Below are 16112 nucleotides of genomic sequence, written 5' to 3'. Positions count from 1 at the left end.
GCGCAAGGCCGACAGCGGTCCCCGCCTTCGCGGGGACGACGTTTAAAGCTAGCTCTCCACCCCCTTTGCTTTCCCCCACGCCCGGGCCGCCGTGTACCCCAGATAACCCGTCCCGAAGAGCGCGTAGAGCGGTTCGGGGAGGCCGGCGAGATAGGCGTTCATGCCCTCGGCGATGCCCTTGGCCATCTCGGGCCGGGCGGCGGCGATCAGGCCCATCGGGATCGCCCATAGCAACAGCGCGTACATGACGTAGAGGAAACTCGGCCGCGCGCGGCTGGTCCAGGGGTCGGCGCTGTTCGCCTCGGCGACGATCGCGGCCATGCGGGTGCGGATCGCCTCCATCTCCTGGCCGCCCTCGAGCTTCAACAGTTCGAGCTTGGCGCGGTCGCGGGCTTCGGGGTCGGGGATGATCTTGTCGATCAGCTTGGCGATGGGGCCGATCAGGCCTTCGATGATGCTCATGGATAAGCTCCTGCAGGTTCAAAGTTCAGGGAAGTTCAGCCCAATGGGCGAGCCGTGCGCTATCAGCCGTCGCCGATCCGATTGGCGAGCCAGCCGTAGAGAAAGGCCTCCTGGCTCGGACGGCGTTCGGCGAGCGCGATGTAGCGTTCGCCTTGCAGCGCCTCCATCGCGCGCAGCAGCACCGTCTCGCCGCCCGCGCCGCGCACGCGCAGGAAGGCGTCGAGCGCCGACAGGGTGCGCGGGCCGATCTCGCGGTCGGTCGCGATGTCGGGATAGTCGCGCGCGGCGCGGTTGAGCGCGTTGAGCGCGCGTTGGAGGAAGCCGATCGCGGTGCCGGCGCCCATGTTGATGCCGGTGTCGAACAATTCGGCGGCGATCATGGGCGCACGGCGCGCCACCTGATCGAATGCGGGGCGCCGCCAATAAAGGCGGCGATAGATCGACACGGCGTCGCCGCGCGGCAATTCGCGCATCGCGCCCGCATAACCCTGCGCCCGCGCGACCGCCTCGGTGATTCCCCAGCAGGTCGCGCCGCCGCGATCGGCGGGATGGTTTACATAACCGCCTTCGCGGTCGATGACGGCGTCGATCAGCGCGTCGGTGTCGATGGATCGAGGATTGGGTCTGGACATGATTCGCGTCTCCGGTTGGTTGAACAGGTAAAACGAACCATATAGGAATAATGTAGGAAAGGATTTTCTCCATGCGGGCGCTGTTGGTGAGCGAATTGGCGGAGAATCACGCCGGCTGCGCGCTGGTCGAACGGCCGGTTCCCGAACCCGGGCCGGGAGAGGTGCGCGTCCGGGTGCGCGCCGCAGCGGTGAATTTTCCCGACCTGTTGATGACGCGCGGCGCCTATCAGTTGAAACCCGACCTGCCGTTCGTGCCGGGGCTGGAATTTGCGGGCGAGGTCGATGCGATCGGTGGGGCGGTTGCCGGATGGCAGGTCGGCGACCCTGTCATCGGCGGCAATCGCTTTGGCGCGATGGCCGAATATGTCGTGGTTCCCGCCGCGAATTTGCGCGCCAAACCCGGCCGGCTGTCGTGGGAGGAGGCCGCTGCTTATGGCGTCGCCTATCTCACCGCCTATGTCGCGCTCGTTCGCTGCGCGCGGGTCGAGCCGGGCGAATGGGTGCTGGTGCACGGCGCGGCGGGCGGCGTCGGGCTGGCGACGGTCGATCTGGCGAAGGCGCTCGGCGCGCGGGTGATCGCGGCGGCGAGCAGCGCGGAAAAGCGCGCGGCGCTGACCGAACTCTATGCACCCGAGGCGGTGATCGCGGCCGATCCGGGTTTTCGCGACGCGGTGAAGGCGCTGACCGGCGGGAAGGGGGCCGATGTGATCTTCGATCCGGTGGGCGGCGACGTCTTCGACGAATCGACCCGTTGCATCGCGTTCGGCGGGCGGCTGCTGGTGATCGGATTCGCGTCGGGGCGGATTCCCGAGGTGTCGGTGAACATGCCGCTGATCAAGGGATTCGCGGTCGTCGGGGTCCGCGCGGGCGAATATGGCCGCCGCTTTCCGGCGCGCGGCGCAGAGAATATCGCGGCGATCGACGCGCTGGCGGCCGAGGGCCGAATCCGGCCGCATGTCCATGCCGCGTTCGACCTCGCCGACTGGCGCGAGGGGTTTGCGATGCTCGAACGGCGTGCGGTGGTCGGGAAGGTCGTCCTGATCCCCTAACGGCTGGCCGCCGAAGCGCCGGACAATCGCGGCGGTCCGAATCCCGGCGATATGGTCTTGCGGCGGCCCGACCGTCATAGCGGCGCCGGGGCTCTCCGGCGGAAACGCCGCTACCTATCCGAGAGGAAATGACGTGAAGACATTGCTTATGATCGCTGCTCCGCTGGCGCTGGCCATCCCGGCCGTCCATGCGGCGGAGCCTGCTCCCGATGGCGACGCGCTGTTCGCCAGGATGGATGCCAATGGCGACGGCAAGATCGACAAGGCCGAACTGACGAAGGCGGCCGAAGCACGGGCCGCGAAAAAGGGCGACGCCGCGCCGGTCGACAGCGCGAAGATCGACGAGATGATCAAGCGGATCGACACCAACGGTGACGGCGCGGTCGACAAGGCCGAGATGGACGCGATGCGCAAGGCGGCGGCTTCGGCGCCCCCGCAGGATATGCCCCACAAGGCGCACTGAGTCGGGCGGGACGGCACCGGCCCTCCGGGTACGGCGCCGTCCCTCCTATTCGCGCGGCTTTCCTTCGGGATGGTCGGCGAGTTCGTTCAATATCGTCACCAGCTCGTCGTGCGCCCGCGAACCGGGCGCGCTCATCGCGGCGACCGAATTGGCCTCGGTCAAGCGGTTGAGCCGGGCGAGCAACCGGACCCGTCGGCGCCGGGTCAGCTTGGTCTCCGTCGTGTTCCAGCGAAAGAATATCCGGCGCAGTTCGCCGTGCCCGAACAGATTGTCGAGTTCGTGGATCGTGACATAGAGCAGGAAGAGCAGCATCAGCCAGATCTGGATGAACAGGAAACGGCTCCAGCTGAAATGATCGACGAGATAGGGCAGGAAGCCGCCGGGGGTCCCGTGCTCGATCACATAATGGACCAGCGCCTCGGCCAGGCGAACGAGGAAGACGCACAGCCAGTAGATCGCGCTTTTAAAGAGGATCGGCTGGATCAGCGGCGCGCCGTCGAAACGCGCCATGAAACGGATGCTGTCGGTAACCAGCACCGCCTTGCCGACCAGCAGGGCGGCGATGGTCGCGGTGGCAAATCCCTTCACGTCGATGCCATGTTCGGCGAGCGCGAGCCGCGTGGTCCACAGGATCAGATTGAAGCCGACGAAGAAGAACAGCGTCGGCGGCGCCATGTGCCGGACGAGCCTCAACCAGCCGGCGAACGCGCGCACGATCAGCGGCCGCCGCGCGGCGCTCGATGGCCCCGTCATAGCCTCGCTCCGAGACCCGCTTCCCGGATCATGGAATGGAGATATCCCATCGCGTGCCCCTGTTGGCCCCCCGCAGATCAAGGGGGACTGCTCAAACCAGCTTGCCATCGACAGGAGCCGATGCGCAAGCGTTTCGCGGCCATCACGCCGCCGTTTCTGGAAAGTCCCGCCTTGGCGGCGGTTTAAATTGGTCGGGACGAGAGGATTCGAACCTCCGACCCCCACACCCCCAGTGTGATGCGCTACCAGGCTGCGCTACGTCCCGACCGGCCCGATTGGGCAGGCGAGGCCCCTAGCGCGGCTTGGCGGGTGATGCAAGACTCTCCTGAGCGAAGGCGACGGGCCGCGCGGCGGGCGCGGCGCAATATCGGTTGGCGCGACCTTGAACGGGCGCGCGCGCACCCCATTTCGGGCTCGCTTGCCGTGGGAGGGACGCGCAGCCGCCGGTTGCACCCCGCGCCCCCCCGTGATAGGCGCCGCGCCATTATCTTGCGTGCCGGTTCCCGAGGGGATGGCGCCGCATTCGAACGGAAAGTTTTTCATTCATGTCGACGACATTGCTTCTGACCCAGGCGGCCGGAACGGGCGGGGGAGCCTTCCCCTTTGCGCAGCTTATTCCGATGGTCCTGATCTTCGTCGTATTCTGGTTCTTCCTGATCCGCCCGCAACAGGTGCGGATGAAGGAGCATCGTGCGAAGGTCGAGGCGGTGAAGCCGCGCGACCAGGTGGTGACCGGCGGCGGCATCGTCGGCAAGGTGACCCGCGTCGACGATGATTTCGTCGATGTGGAGATTGCGCAGGGGGTGAAGATCAAGGTCGTCAAATCGACCCTGTCGGACATTCTGCAGCCCGGCGGCAAACCCGCCAACGATTGATCCGGCGGGCCGCGCGCCGCGCGGCCCCGCGCCCCAGTTATCGGACCAAAGACATGCTCGATTTCCCGCGCTGGAAGACCATCGGCATCAGCATCATCCTGCTGCTCGGCATCCTGTTTTCCATCCCCAGTTTCCTGCCGCAAAAGACGTTCGACAGCCTGCCGGGCTTCGCGCAGATCAAGGTCAACCTGGGGCTCGACCTGGCCGGCGGCAGCCACTTGCTGCTCGAGGCCGACCTGGCCGACCTCAACAAGACCCAGCTGACCAACATGGAAAAGGCCGTGCGCGCGGCGATGCGCGGCGAGCGCGGCCCCGACGACGATATCGCGATCGGCGATTTCAAGGCGTCGAACGGCACGATCAGCTTCCTGGTCCGCGACCAGAAACAGCTCGACGAGGCGCGCGACCGGCTGGCCAAGGAAACGCAGGGCGCGGGCCTGACCGGGCAGCGCGACTGGCGCGTCGAAATCATCGACACCACGCGCATCGTGATGACGCTGACCGCCGCGGGCCGCGACCAGGCGGTCGCCCGCGCAATGGATTCGGCGCGCGACATCGTTGACAAGCGCGTCAACGCGCTGGGCACGCGCGAACCGACGATCATCCGCGAGGGCAATGACCGCATCGTCGTGCAGGTTCCGGGGCTTCAGGATCCGGCCGCACTGAAGGAATTGATCGGCAAGACCGCGCGACTCGAGTTCCGGATGGTCGATCCCAACGCCGACCTGGCCGAAGCCGCAGCCGGCCGCGCGCCGGTGGGCAGCGAGATCGTTCCCTATGCCGCCGGCGAGGGCAATGGCGTGCCCTATGAGGTTTTGCGCCGCCAGGTGATGATCAGCGGCGACCAGCTGATCGACGCCAAGCAGGATTTCAACCAGCAGAATTTGCCGGCGGTCAGCATCCGGTTCGATTCGGCCGGATCGAACACCTTTGCGCGCGTCACCGGCCAGAATGTCGGCAAGCGCTTCGCGATGGTGCTCGACGGCAAGGTGCTGTCGGCGCCGTCGATCAACGAACCGATCCTGGGCGGCAGCGCGCAGATTTCGGGCAGCTTCACGGTGCAGACCGCCAATGCGCTGGCGATCGCGCTGCGTTCGGGCTCGTTGCCGGTGAAGATGGATGTCGTCGAGGAACGCACGGTGACGCCCGAACTCGGCGCCGATTCGATCCGCAAGGGCGTGATCGCCGGGATCATCGCGACGGTATCGGTGCTGACGCTGATGCTCGTCGTTTACGGCCGCTTCGGCGTCTATGCGAATATCGCGCTGGCCTTCAACGTCTTCCTGATCATCGCGACGATGGCCTTTTTCAACGCGACGCTGACCCTGCCCGGCATCGCCGGCTTCGTGTTGACGATCGGCGCGGCGGTCGACGCCAACGTGCTGATCAACGAGCGAATACGCGAGGAATTGAAACGCGGACGACGCAGTTTCCAGGCGGTCGAGCTTGGTTATACCGAGGCGAGCCGCGCCATTTTCGACGCCAATGTCACCAACGTCATCGCGGCGGCGCTGATGTTCTGGTTCGGCTCGGGTCCGATCAAGGGCTTTGCGGTCGTGCTGACGATCGGCATCGTCACCAGCGTGTTCACTGCGGTGACCGTGACGCGCATGTTCGTCGCCCACTGGCTGCGGTCGGCGCGGCCGACGTCGATCAATATTTAAGGGAGCGATATGATGCGCCTGCTGAAACTCGTCCCCGACGACACCAACATCCAGTTCCTGAAATGGCGGAACGTCGCGATGGCCATCAGTTTCCTGATGATCATCGCATCGATCGTCCTCGTCGCGGTGCGCGGCCTGAACCTGGGCGTCGACTTTGTCGGCGGCCAATCGGTACGGGTCGAATTCACGCAGGCGATGCCGCCGATCGACGAGATCCGGACCAAGGTCGACGCGATCGGCCTGGGCGAACCGACGATCCAGCAATTCGGGTCCGACAAGGCGGTGTCGATCCGCACCGCGCTGCCCGAGGGCGATCGCGCGGCGGCGGACAAGGCCGGCGAACAACTGGTATCGGGCATCGAAAAGGCGTTTCCCACCGCCAAGACCGGGTCGGTCGAAACGGTGTCGGGCAAAGTGTCCGAGGAATTGCTGAAGACCGGCGCGCTCAGCCTGTTGCTCGCGATGGTCGGCATCTCGATCTATATCTGGCTGCGGTTCGAATGGCAGTTCGGGGTCGGGGCGCTGTTCGCGCTGTTCCACGACGTGACGCTGACTTTCGGCTTTTTTGCGCTGACCCAGATGCAGTTCGACCTGAACATCGTCGCGGCGCTGCTGACGATCATCGGCTATTCGCTCAACGATACGATCGTCGTGTTCGACCGCGTGCGCGAAAATCTGAAGAAATATCGCAAGATGGAGATTATTCCGCTGCTCGACCTCAGCCTCAACGAGACGCTGTCGCGCACGGTGATGACCAGCCTGTCGATGCTGATCGCGCTGGGCATGTTGTTGATCTTCGGCCCCGACGTCATCTTCGGCTTCACCGCCGCGATGCTGCTCGGCATCTTCGTCGGCACCTATTCGTCGATGTATATGTCGGCGCCGATCCTGGTGTGGCTGAAGGTCGGACCCGACAGCTTCGTGCCGCGCACCACCAGCGGCATCGGCGGCGGCGAACGGGTCGAGCGCAAGGACGATGGCGCGGTCGTCTGATCCACCAACGGCGCGATACGCAACAAAGGGGGGCTTCGGCCCCCCTTATTTTTGGGCGCAGCGGCGCAGATGATCGGCGAGTTCGCGGCCGTTGCGATCCCAGTCGAAGCGGCCTTCGAGCGTGGCCGCGACATCGGCGGGCAGCGGCGTGGCGGCGAGGATCGCCTGCACCGCACCCGCTATCGCTGCCGGCGTGCGGTCGACGATCCGTCCGGCGCGGGCTGAAGTGACGAGTTCGGCGGCGCCGCCGGCGTCGCTGATCACGATCGGGGTGCCGCAGGCGAGCGCCTCGACCCAGGCGTTGGCGAGGCCTTCGCTGGCCGAGGGCATGACGACGATATCGGCGGCGCGGTAGAGGGCCGGGAGGTCCGCATTGGCGACGGAGCCCCGGAAGTGAACGCGGTCGGCGACACCGAGGCGCTCGGCGAGGGCGCGATAGCGGTCCTTGTGGTCGCCGGCGCCCGCGAGCCAGTAATGAACGCCGGGAAGAGCGGCTAGGGCTTCGATAACGAGCGCCTGCCCCTTGCGCGGGATCAGCGCGCCGACGGTGAGGATCGCGGGGGCGTCGCCGATGCCGAGCGCGGCGCGCGCCGCGGCGCGGTCGCCGGGGGCGAAGCGGGCGGTGTCGATGCCGGTATAATGGACGCCGATCTTGCCCGCGTCGATGCCGAGGGCGGCCATGTCGCGGCGCATCGCTTCGGAGACGGCGAGCAGACCGGCGGCCCTGTCGGCGGCGGCGAGCAGTTGCGGGGCGGTGGCGGGATCATGGCCGAAATGGCTGATATCGGCGCCGCGCGCCTTGATCGAGAAGGGCAGGGCGAGCGCCTGGGCGACGCGCATCGCGGCGGGACCGTCGGGATAGAAGAATTGGGCGTCGACGACGTCGAATTGGCGGTCGCGGGCAACGCGGAGTATCGCGCGCGCGATCTTCGCCGGATTGAAGCGCGAGCCGATCTTCGGGAGCAGGGTGAAGCGTGGGCGGTGGACGGTGAGGCCGTTCCAATCCTCCCGAAGCGGAAGCGCACGCAGCGCGCGGTAGCGCGGGTGGAGCGACAGCGGGAAGGGGGGCAGCCCGACCGGCGCGACGATGGTGAGGTCGATGCCGGGCTGGGCCGCGAGCGCGCGCAGGCTTTTTTCCACGAAGAGGCCGAAGTTCGGGCGCGCGGCGTCGGGGAACAGGGTTGCAATCGACAGGATGCGTAGCGGCGCCACCGGGTCAGAGTGAACGGATGAGGCGGACCGCGACAGCCGCCCAGGGCGGGTTGCTGACGACCTGTTGCCGCTGGCCGACGCCGAGCGGGAGGAGGTGCAGTTTCTCGCCATCGACGTTGAGCAGGCGGGCGAAGAAGAAGCGACCGGCGGGGCGGGGCACCAGGAGGTCGCGGTTGAGCGCGGCGGTCCAGTCGCCCGCGATCTTGCGGCACCAGATTTCGTCGCCGGCGCGATAGTCGCCGATCGACGCCGAAACGCGCACCGCGACCATATCCTCGCCCGGGCGGGCGGTGAGCGCCTGTTCGACCCGCGTCGGCGCAATCGCGCCTTCGGGGCCGAGCATTGCGGTGATCGTCAGCTGGGTGTCCTGCGGCAATTGGACAAGTTCGGAGGCTTCGACGCCGAGCGCCCTGGCGATGCGGTTCATCCAGCCGAGCGAAAGCGTACGGGTACCGGTTTCGAGGCGACCGATCGTCTGGGCAGTGGTCGGCGGGTCGCAGCGCTGCCCGACTTCTTCCAATGTCAGGCCCTTGGCGCGACGGACGGCGCGGATGCTGTTGATCATGGCGGCCTCTTTGTTGAAATTCGTCGATAACCAAATCGGTTTCTTCTTTCCTAAAAAACATTCCATTGTCAAGCGGGGTATTCGACGAAGGAGACTCGCATGACGACACGCCGCCTCGAAACCCGAATCCATCCCGACGACCGGATCGATCCGGGCAAGACGGGACCGCAGGTGATGCGGCATGTGACGGTCAATGTCGCCGAAAGCCCGATCGCCTGGCTTGCGGCGCGGGGGCATTTGAGCGGGGCGCAACTGGCGGCGGGCGAAAAGCTGCGCGCCGATTATGAGCGCGCGGGACTGGCGGGCCGGGTGACGATGCGCTGGGATGCTGCGGCGCCGGCGAAGACGCGGGGCGGCGCGAAAGCGGCGGATGCGTCGCTGGCGCGGATCGACGCGCACCGGCGCTTCCATGCCGCGCTCAATGCCGCCGGGCCGGGGCTCGCCGATATCTGTTGGCGGGTGATCTGCGCGGGCGAGGGCATTGGTTGTGCGGAGAAGGGGCTGGGCTGGCCGGCGCGGTCGGGGAAATTGGTGCTGGGACTGGCGCTCGATCGGCTGGCGCGCTTCTACGGGACGGGGTGAGCGGTCAGCCGAAGATTTCTTCGGCGGCGCTGCTGTCGACCGAATAGGTGTTGGCGACGCGGACCGATTTCAGCAGATAGAGCGACCAGACCGTCGGAAAAATCAGGGACTTGGTCAGGTCTCCGATCAAGGACGGGTCCATCAGCGCATCCGAAAGATGGGGAAAAAGCACGAGGCTGAGCAGCAGGTCGAGCAACTGCGGCACGAAGGCGAGAATCCACATTCCCTTGATGACCAGGCCCACGGTCGAACGGCGGCGCACCGCATTGAGCCGATAGGCGAGGTAGATCGAGCAGGCGGCCGCAGTGAGCGACAAGAGCCAGGCCGCGATCTTGTAGATCGTCCAGTTGGAGCCGAGCGATTGTGCCACCTCCGCCGCGACGTTCAGATTGATGCCGGTTTCGATGAGGATGCGGATCGGCGAAATCACGCCGAGGATGACGACGAGAAACCCAAGCCAGCCGCCCACACCGCGTAGTTCCTGATCCGCCATCGCCCGTCCCCTTTCCGCCATCTTATGATGAGCGTTGCGGACGACGGCAAGCCGGGGCGATCGGCGCGATGATACCGGGCGGCGTCAGGGCAGCGCTTCGACCTGCTCGGCCAGTTCGAGCCAGCGATCTTCGGCCGCCGCCTTTTCATCGCGCAGCGTTTCGAGCTTTTCGGTGAGCGTCGTGAAGCGCTTGTGGTCGCGGGCGAAGAGGGTGCCGTCGGACAGGTCGCGTTCGATCCCCGCCATATCGGCTTCGATTTCCTCGATCCGCTTGGGCAGCAGATCATAGTCGCGCTGGTCCTTGTAGCTGAGCTTCTTGCGCGATTGAGCGGGCGGGGCAGCGGCTGTGGTGGTCGGCGCCTTGGTCTTGGCGGCGGTCGGCTTGACGCGCTTGGCTTCCCAGTCGGCATAGCCGCCGGCGACGATGTCGACCTTGCCCGAACCGTCGAGTCCGAGCGTCACGGTGACGGTGCGGTCGAGGAAGTCGCGATCGTGGCTGACGAGGAGGACGGTGCCGGCGTAATCGGCGATCACCTCCTGCAGCAGGTCGAGCGTTTCGAGATCGAGGTCGTTGGTCGGTTCGTCGAGGACGAGCAGGTTCGATTCGCGGGCAAATTCGCGCGCGAGCAAGAGCCGTGAGCGTTCGCCGCCCGACAGCGCCCCGACGCTCGCCTCGACGACGCCGGGGTCGAAGAGGAACTCCTTGAGGTAACCCTGGATATGCTTCTTCACCCCGCGCACTTCGACCCAGTCGCCGCCGTCGGCGAGGATGTCGCGGACGCGCTTTTCGGGCGACATCAGGCTGCGCTGCTGGTCGATGACGATCCCGTCGAGGGTCGGGGCGAGGGTGATCTTGCCGCTGTCGGGGGCGATTTCGCCGGTGAGCAATTTGAGCAGGGTCGACTTGCCCGCGCCATTGGCGCCGACGATGCCGATGCGGTCGCCGCGCTGGACGCGGAAATCGAAATTCTTGATGATCGTGCGGTCGCCGAAGCTCTTGCTCACATTCTCGGCGACGATGACCGATTTCGAGCGGACGTCGTCGTTGGCGAGGCCGAGCTTGGCGACGCCGGGGCCGCCGATCATCGCGGCGCGGGTGGCGCGCATTTCCTTGAGCTTCTCGAGCCGGCCCTGGTTGCGCTTGCGGCGCGCGGTGACGCCGCGTTCGAGCCAATGCGCCTCGAGCCGCAGTTTCGAATCGAGGCGCTGCGCGGCGCGGGCTTCCTCCGCCGCGACCGAATCGCTCCATTCCTCGAAGCCGCCGAAGCCGATTTCCTTGCGGCGGATTGCACCACGGTCCAGCCACAGGGTCTGGCGCGTCAGGCGGGTGAGGAAGGTGCGGTCATGGCTGATCGCGACGAAGGCGCCGGTATAGCGCGCGAGCCAGCTTTCGAGCCAGTCGATCGCGGCGAGGTCGAGATGGTTGGTCGGTTCGTCGAGCAGCAGCACGTCGGGGTTTTGCGCGAGGGCGCGGGCGAGCGCGGCGCGGCGGCGCTCGCCGCCCGAGGCGCTGGCGGCGGTCCGGCTCATGTCGATGCCGAGCTGGTCGGCGATCGCGGCGACCTCATGTTCGGGCGGGGCGTCGCTGCCCGCGACCGCGAAATCCATGAGGGTCGCGAAGGGACGGAAGTCGGGTTCCTGTTCGAGCATGACGACATGGGTGCCGGGGACGATGACACGCTTGCCCTTGTCGGGATCGATCTGGCCCGCGAGCAATTTGAGCAGGGTCGTCTTGCCCGCGCCGTTGCGGCCGATCAGCGCGAGGCGGTCGCGTTCGCCGACATAGATGTCGAGGTCCTGGAACAGCCAGCCGCTGCCCTGCACAAGGCCGAGGCCTTCGTATGAAAGAATGGGAGCTGCCATGATGAACGGCGCGCTACCGACACGTTCAGCATCATGCAAGCGCGCTGCGCACAAAGGCCGGAACGCACCCGCTCCGTCTGCGTATGGGACGGGAGTTCATCACGGCCGGGGGTCCGGCCACAGGAGAAGACAATGACGAAGCATATGCTCACCGCTATGGCCAGTGGACTTGCGCTGATGGCGGCCACCCCCGCCCTCGCGCAGCAGCAGGGAGGTACGACGGTGACGACAGCGACCACGCAGGGCCCGATCCTGAGCTTCAGCGTCAGCGAGGAAGTGCGCTCGCGTCCCGACCAGGCGACCGTCGGCGCCGGGGTGACGGCGACGGCGCCGACCGCGGTCGAGGCGATGCGCCTGAACGCCGCCGCGATGGACAAGCTGATCGCCGCCGCCAAGGCGCGCGGGATCAAGGCCGAGGATATCCAGACGAGCGGCATCAACCTGTCGCCGCAGTACGACTATAACAACACCGGCAACGGGCAGCCGCCGCGCTTCATCGGCTATCAGGTGAGCAACACGGTGCGCGCGACGACGCCGAAGATCGATGACATCGGCCCCTTGCTCGACGCGCTGGTCGCCGCGGGCGGGACGAATATCGACGGGCCGTGGTTCGGCATGAAGGACCCCGAGGCCCAGCTGGTCGGCGCGCGCGGCGCGGCGATCAAGGAAGCCGAGGCGAAGGCGGCGGATTATGCCAAGCTCGCGGGCTATCGCGGGGCCGAACTGGTGTCGATCAGCGAAGGCGGCGGCTTCGGCGGTCCGCAGCCGCCGATGCCGATGGTGCGCCTGCAGGCGATGGACGCCAAGGCGACCCCGGTCGAGCCGGGACAGGTCGCGAACACGCTGACGCTGAGTTTTCAGTATCGGCTGGTGCGTTAATCGGATCGGGGGCGGTGCGAACCGCCCCCGATTTCCGTTTGTGTCTCGACTACGCTCGACACGAACGGGTTTTGAGGTGGGCCTCTAGTCCAACTCCCCCTCCGCCCAGGGCCATGGCCGTTCGCGGAACCATTTGGTGATGATATATTTGCGCCCCTTGCGCACTTTCATCCCGTGGTGGAGCGTGTCGTCGTTGGTGGTGCCGTCGGGGCGGACATTGTTCCAGGCGAGCAATTTTCCGGCCTCGGGCTGGTGCATCTTGCCCGTGGCGAGGAAGCGCGTCGCGCCGCCCGCAGGCGGTTCGTTGAGATAGATCATCAAGGTCCAGCTGCGCTGGCCGGGGATCGCGCAATATTGCTCCCAGTCGGCGCCCCGCGGATCGAAGAAGTCGGTGTGCGCCTTGAACTCCTGTCCGACGTCGTAGCGCTGGCCCTGCAGCGGCTCGCCATATCGGGCCGGGATGCCGGTGAGCGCGTGCAGCCGGTCGTTGACCGCGCGAACGATGGGATCGCGGTGGTCGAGGTCGCAGGTGGTGCTGGTGCGAAAGCTGTCGTCGCCATTGGCGTCGGCGATCGTCGAGGGGCGGACGTCGCGGTCGATCTGGCTCATCAGCGCGGCGCAGGTGTCGGCGTCGAGGAAGCGCGAGAGCATATATTGCTGCAGCTTGGGGGTCGGGGCGCGGCGAATGCCGGGCACGGCGGCGAGCCGCTCGGCGGTGCGGTCGGCGCCCGAAGTGGCCATATCGACGATCCTGTCGGTCATAGCGTGCTTTTAGGCGGCATATATGACACGAACAATGCTTGACGAACCGGGCATCACGCGCCTATCGCCGCGCGCTGTCGAGGCGGTTTCGCCCGGCGTGTGGCGACCATAGCTCAGTTGGTTAGAGCGCCGGTTTGTGGTACCGGAGGTCGCGGGTTCGAGCCCCGTTGGTCGCCCCATTTCCTCTATCATCGCGCCTATGCGGGATTTGGCGTGACTCGCACCTGCTATTGGATTATTACGCCTTCATGTAATTTTCTAACGCGAGGAGTCGTGCATGTCTGCTGTCTGGGATTTCGCCGATTTCGACGACCATGAACATGTTCACATGTTCCGCGATCGCGCCAGCGGGCTGACTGCGGTCATCGCGGTGCACTCGACCCACCTCGGCCCCGGCGCGGGCGGGGTGCGTTACTGGCATTATCCGCAGCGCAAGGCGGCGATCACCGACGCGCTGCGCCTGTCGCGCGGCATGAGCTATAAAAATGCGATGGCCGGGCTGCCGATGGGCGGCGGCAAGGGCGTGATCCTGGCCGACGATGGCGCGGAGAAGACCCCCGAGATGCTCGCGGCGTTCGGGCGCGCGGTCGAATCGCTCGGTGGCGCCTATGTCACCGCCGAGGATGTCGGCATGTCGGTCGCCGACATGGTCGCGATTTCGCATCATACCAAACATGTCAGCGGGCTGCCGGTGGCCAGCGGCGAAGTCGGGGGCGATCCGGGTCCGCAGACCGCGCTCGGCGTCTATCTCGGCGTCAGGGCGGCGATCCAGAACGGCTTGGGCACCGACAGCGCCAAAGGCGTGCGCGTCGCGATCCAGGGCGTGGGCAGCGTCGGCGGCGGGGTCGCGCGGCGGCTGGCGGCCGACGGGGCGATCCTGACGCTCGCCGACGTCAACCTGGCGCGCGCCAAAGCGCTCGCCGACGAATTGGGCGCCGACCTGGCCGATTCGGCGGCGATCATGGAGATTGAGGCGGACGTTCTCAGCCCCAATGCGCTCGGCGCGATCCTGACCGAAGAGAGCATCGCGAAACTGCGCGTGCCGATCGTCGCGGGCGGCGCGAACAATCAGCTGGCGACCGCCGCCGACGGCCAGCGGATCCACGATCGCGGCATCACCTATGCCCCCGATTATGTGATCAACGCGGGCGGCATCATCAACGTCGCGCTCGAATATCTGGGGCAAGGCAATGCCGAGGAAGTCGAAAGCCGCATCCGCCAGATCCCCGGCCGGCTCGCCGACATCTGGGCCGAGAGCAAGACGAGCGGCACCCCGGCGTCGGTCGTCGCCGACCGGATGGCGCAGAAGCTGATCGGGCGGGGGTGATTGCCTTAGGCCCTCCCCTTCAGGGGAGGGTTTGGGTGGGGCATGTCCAGGTGGCGCAAGGCCGCTGGCCCCACCCGCTGCGACATAGGCAGCAAGCTGCCAAGTCTCGCTGCCCTCCCCTGAAGGGGAGGGTAAGACTGGGCTGGCGCGCTCCGCCAATTCCGCTAAGCCGCTCCCAATGAAGCGGCATTTCTACCTCGTCTGCGGCTGGCTGTCGCTCGCGCTCGGCGCGATTGGCGCTTTTCTTCCTTTGTTGCCGACGGTGCCGTTCGTGATCCTCGCCGCCTTCTGCTTCGCGCGCTCGTCGCCGCGGCTGGAGGCGTGGCTGGTGAACCATCCGACCTTCGGCCAGCATATTCGCGCCTGGCGCGAGAAAGGCGCGATCAGCCGCAAGGGCAAGATCGCGGCGAGCGTGATGTTCGCGGTGAGCATCGTGCTGGCGGCGTTCTTGTCGCCCTGGCCGTGGGTGATGGCGCCGGTGATCGCGGCGGCGGTGACGGGCAGCTGGATCTGGACCCGGCCCGAGGGGTGATCAACCCGATGCTCCCCTCCCGCCTGCGGGAGGGGCAGCGAGACTTACGAGCTTGTTCGTTAGTCGCAGCGGGGTGGGCATCTGCGCCGCCGCTAGCTCGCTTCGCTCGCGCCCACCCCCGACCCCTCCCGCCTGCGGGAGGGGAGAAAGGGCAACCCGTCGCCCGACGCTTGACCTTGCCCGCGTCCCGCGCGACAGAAGCGCCGCCGGGTCGCGCCGGGCAATTCACTGGACCGATAAATCGGCCTCACCTAAAGACGACGCGAACCGATGCACGCTTACGCCAACCCCACCCGATTCCTCGCGATCGCGAAGCCGCTGACGCCGTGGTTGCTCGGCGTCGGGCTGTTGCTGCTGCTCGGCGGCGCCTGGGCCGGGCTGATGCTGGTGCCCGGCGAAGCGAAACAGGGCGAAACCGCACGAATCCTTTATGTCCATGTCCCCTCGGCGTGGCTGGGCATGGGGGGCTGGACGAGCCTGGCGATCGCCGGGCTGGTGCAACTGGTGTGGCGCCACCCGCTCGCCGGCATCGCGGCGCGCGCGATCGCGGTGCCGGGGATGCTGTTCACCGCTTTGTGCCTCGCGACGGGTTCGATCTGGGGCAAGCCGACCTGGGGGACCTGGTGGGAATGGGACGGGCGGATGACGTCGATGCTCGTGCTGCTGTTCCTCTATGCCGGTTTCATCGCGCTGACCAACGGCGACGAAGGACAAAGGCAGGGCGGGACGCTGTCGCGCGGCGCCGCCATTTATGCGCTGGTCGGCGCGATCAACATCCCGATCATCAACCGCAGCGTCGTGTGGTGGAACAGCCTGCACCAGGGGCCGAGCATCACGCTGGGCGGGGCGAGCATCGACAAGGCTTTGCTATGGCCTTTGGGATTGACTGTATTGGGTTTTTCGCTGCTATTCGGCGCCATCGTGCTGATGCGGATGCGGCGGATCATCGCCGACAATCGCGTTGCGGCGCGGCTGCGGCGGCTGGCCGATGACGAGGGGAACTGAC

The 16112-nt window shown here is 66.6% G+C and carries 18 protein-coding genes and 2 tRNA genes; 11 read left to right on the top strand and 9 right to left on the bottom strand.

Annotation, left to right across the window (positions count from 1 at the left end; all coding sequences use genetic code 11):
• Positions 1 to 48: 48 nt before the first annotated feature.
• Positions 49 to 462 carry a holin family protein gene (locus ACREB7_RS11885; protein WP_431592483.1) on the bottom strand — a complete coding sequence of 138 codons (414 nt, stop codon included), beginning with the start codon at positions 460 to 462 and terminating at the stop codon, positions 49 to 51.
• Positions 463 to 524: 62 nt separating this feature from the next.
• Positions 525 to 1094 (bottom strand): glycoside hydrolase family 108 protein, encoded by a 570-nt coding sequence (locus ACREB7_RS11880; protein ID WP_431592482.1) that lies wholly within the window; start codon positions 1092 to 1094, stop codon positions 525 to 527.
• A gap of 71 nt (positions 1095 to 1165) precedes the next feature.
• Here ACREB7_RS11880 and ACREB7_RS11875 point away from each other — a divergent pair, with 71 nt between their 5' ends.
• Positions 1166 to 2143, top strand: a complete 978-nt coding sequence (locus ACREB7_RS11875; RefSeq protein ID WP_431592481.1) for an NADPH:quinone oxidoreductase family protein — start codon at positions 1166 to 1168, stop codon at positions 2141 to 2143.
• Positions 2144 to 2276: 133 nt separating this feature from the next.
• Positions 2277 to 2606: an EF-hand domain-containing protein gene (locus ACREB7_RS11870; RefSeq protein WP_431592480.1), complete on the top strand. Its 330-nt coding sequence runs from the start codon at positions 2277 to 2279 to the stop codon at positions 2604 to 2606.
• 45 nt (positions 2607 to 2651) lie between these two features.
• Here the strand turns inward: ACREB7_RS11870 and ACREB7_RS11865 are convergent, their stop codons facing one another.
• The gene (locus ACREB7_RS11865; protein ID WP_431592479.1) at positions 2652 to 3359 is read right to left on the bottom strand and encodes a hypothetical protein; all 708 of its coding nucleotides are present in this window, start codon (positions 3357 to 3359) and stop codon (positions 2652 to 2654) included.
• A 188-nt stretch (positions 3360 to 3547) separates the two neighbouring features.
• Positions 3548 to 3624: transfer RNA gene (locus ACREB7_RS11860), tRNA-Pro, on the bottom strand.
• Positions 3625 to 3904: 280 nt separating this feature from the next.
• Between ACREB7_RS11860 and yajC the strand changes: the two genes are divergently transcribed.
• From yajC to secF, 3 genes are read left to right on the top strand one after another with little or no spacing between them, the layout of a single operon-like run.
• Positions 3905 to 4234, top strand: a complete 330-nt coding sequence (gene yajC, locus ACREB7_RS11855) for a preprotein translocase subunit YajC (RefSeq protein WP_431592478.1) — start codon at positions 3905 to 3907, stop codon at positions 4232 to 4234.
• Positions 4235 to 4287: 53 nt separating this feature from the next.
• Positions 4288 to 5898, top strand: a complete 1611-nt coding sequence (secD, locus tag ACREB7_RS11850) for a protein translocase subunit SecD (RefSeq protein ID WP_431592477.1) — start codon at positions 4288 to 4290, stop codon at positions 5896 to 5898.
• A gap of 12 nt (positions 5899 to 5910) precedes the next feature.
• Positions 5911 to 6891 (top strand): protein translocase subunit SecF, encoded by a 981-nt coding sequence (gene secF, locus ACREB7_RS11845; RefSeq protein ID WP_431592476.1) that lies wholly within the window; start codon positions 5911 to 5913, stop codon positions 6889 to 6891.
• 45 nt (positions 6892 to 6936) lie between these two features.
• On the opposite strand, the gene ACREB7_RS11840 is transcribed toward secF, so the two are convergent.
• Entirely contained in the window at positions 6937 to 8103 is a 1167-nt protein-coding gene (locus ACREB7_RS11840) for a glycosyltransferase (protein WP_431592475.1), read from the bottom strand.
• Positions 8104 to 8107: 4 nt separating this feature from the next.
• Positions 8108 to 8668: a helix-turn-helix domain-containing protein gene (locus ACREB7_RS11835; RefSeq protein ID WP_431592474.1), complete on the bottom strand. Its 561-nt coding sequence runs from the start codon at positions 8666 to 8668 to the stop codon at positions 8108 to 8110.
• A gap of 99 nt (positions 8669 to 8767) precedes the next feature.
• On the opposite strand from ACREB7_RS11835, the gene ACREB7_RS11830 reads away from it, so the two are divergent.
• A complete protein-coding gene (locus ACREB7_RS11830; protein WP_431592473.1) occupies positions 8768 to 9250 on the top strand; it encodes a DUF6456 domain-containing protein in 483 nt (160 codons plus the stop codon).
• Between the two features lie 4 nt (positions 9251 to 9254).
• Here the strand turns inward: ACREB7_RS11830 and ACREB7_RS11825 are convergent, their stop codons facing one another.
• Both ACREB7_RS11825 and ACREB7_RS11820 read right to left on the bottom strand, forming a co-directional pair.
• Complete coding sequence (locus ACREB7_RS11825; protein WP_431592472.1) at positions 9255 to 9743, bottom strand: DUF2569 family protein; 489 nt, start codon at positions 9741 to 9743, stop codon at positions 9255 to 9257.
• An 84-nt stretch (positions 9744 to 9827) separates the two neighbouring features.
• Complete coding sequence (locus tag ACREB7_RS11820) at positions 9828 to 11606, bottom strand: ABC-F family ATP-binding cassette domain-containing protein (protein ID WP_431592471.1); 1779 nt, start codon at positions 11604 to 11606, stop codon at positions 9828 to 9830.
• Between the two features lie 132 nt (positions 11607 to 11738).
• Here ACREB7_RS11820 and ACREB7_RS11815 point away from each other — a divergent pair, with 132 nt between their 5' ends.
• A complete protein-coding gene (locus tag ACREB7_RS11815) occupies positions 11739 to 12485 on the top strand; it encodes an SIMPL domain-containing protein (protein WP_431592470.1) in 747 nt (248 codons plus the stop codon).
• An 84-nt stretch (positions 12486 to 12569) separates the two neighbouring features.
• On the opposite strand, the gene ACREB7_RS11810 is transcribed toward ACREB7_RS11815, so the two are convergent.
• Complete coding sequence (locus ACREB7_RS11810) at positions 12570 to 13247, bottom strand: prolyl hydroxylase family protein (protein ID WP_431592469.1); 678 nt, start codon at positions 13245 to 13247, stop codon at positions 12570 to 12572.
• Between the two features lie 102 nt (positions 13248 to 13349).
• On the opposite strand from ACREB7_RS11810, the gene ACREB7_RS11805 reads away from it, so the two are divergent.
• The 4 genes from ACREB7_RS11805 to ccmC all read left to right on the top strand — a co-directional run bounded on the left by ACREB7_RS11805 (position 13350) and on the right by ccmC (position 16111).
• Positions 13350 to 13426: transfer RNA gene (locus ACREB7_RS11805), tRNA-His, on the top strand.
• Between the two features lie 98 nt (positions 13427 to 13524).
• Entirely contained in the window at positions 13525 to 14574 is a 1050-nt protein-coding gene (locus ACREB7_RS11800; protein WP_431592468.1) for a Glu/Leu/Phe/Val family dehydrogenase, read from the top strand.
• Between the two features lie 178 nt (positions 14575 to 14752).
• Positions 14753 to 15106, top strand: a complete 354-nt coding sequence (locus ACREB7_RS11795; RefSeq protein ID WP_431592467.1) for a YbaN family protein — start codon at positions 14753 to 14755, stop codon at positions 15104 to 15106.
• A gap of 270 nt (positions 15107 to 15376) precedes the next feature.
• Positions 15377 to 16111, top strand: coding sequence for a heme ABC transporter permease CcmC (gene ccmC, locus ACREB7_RS11790; RefSeq protein ID WP_431592466.1), 735 nt, complete (start codon positions 15377 to 15379; stop codon positions 16109 to 16111).
• Position 16112: the final 1 nt, after the last annotated feature.

The organism is Sphingopyxis sp., assembly GCF_050725615.1.
Classification (GTDB): Bacteria; Pseudomonadota; Alphaproteobacteria; order Sphingomonadales; family Sphingomonadaceae; genus Sphingopyxis.
Note: the sequence above shows the minus strand (reverse complement) of the source record. Positions and strands in the feature narration are given on the sequence as shown.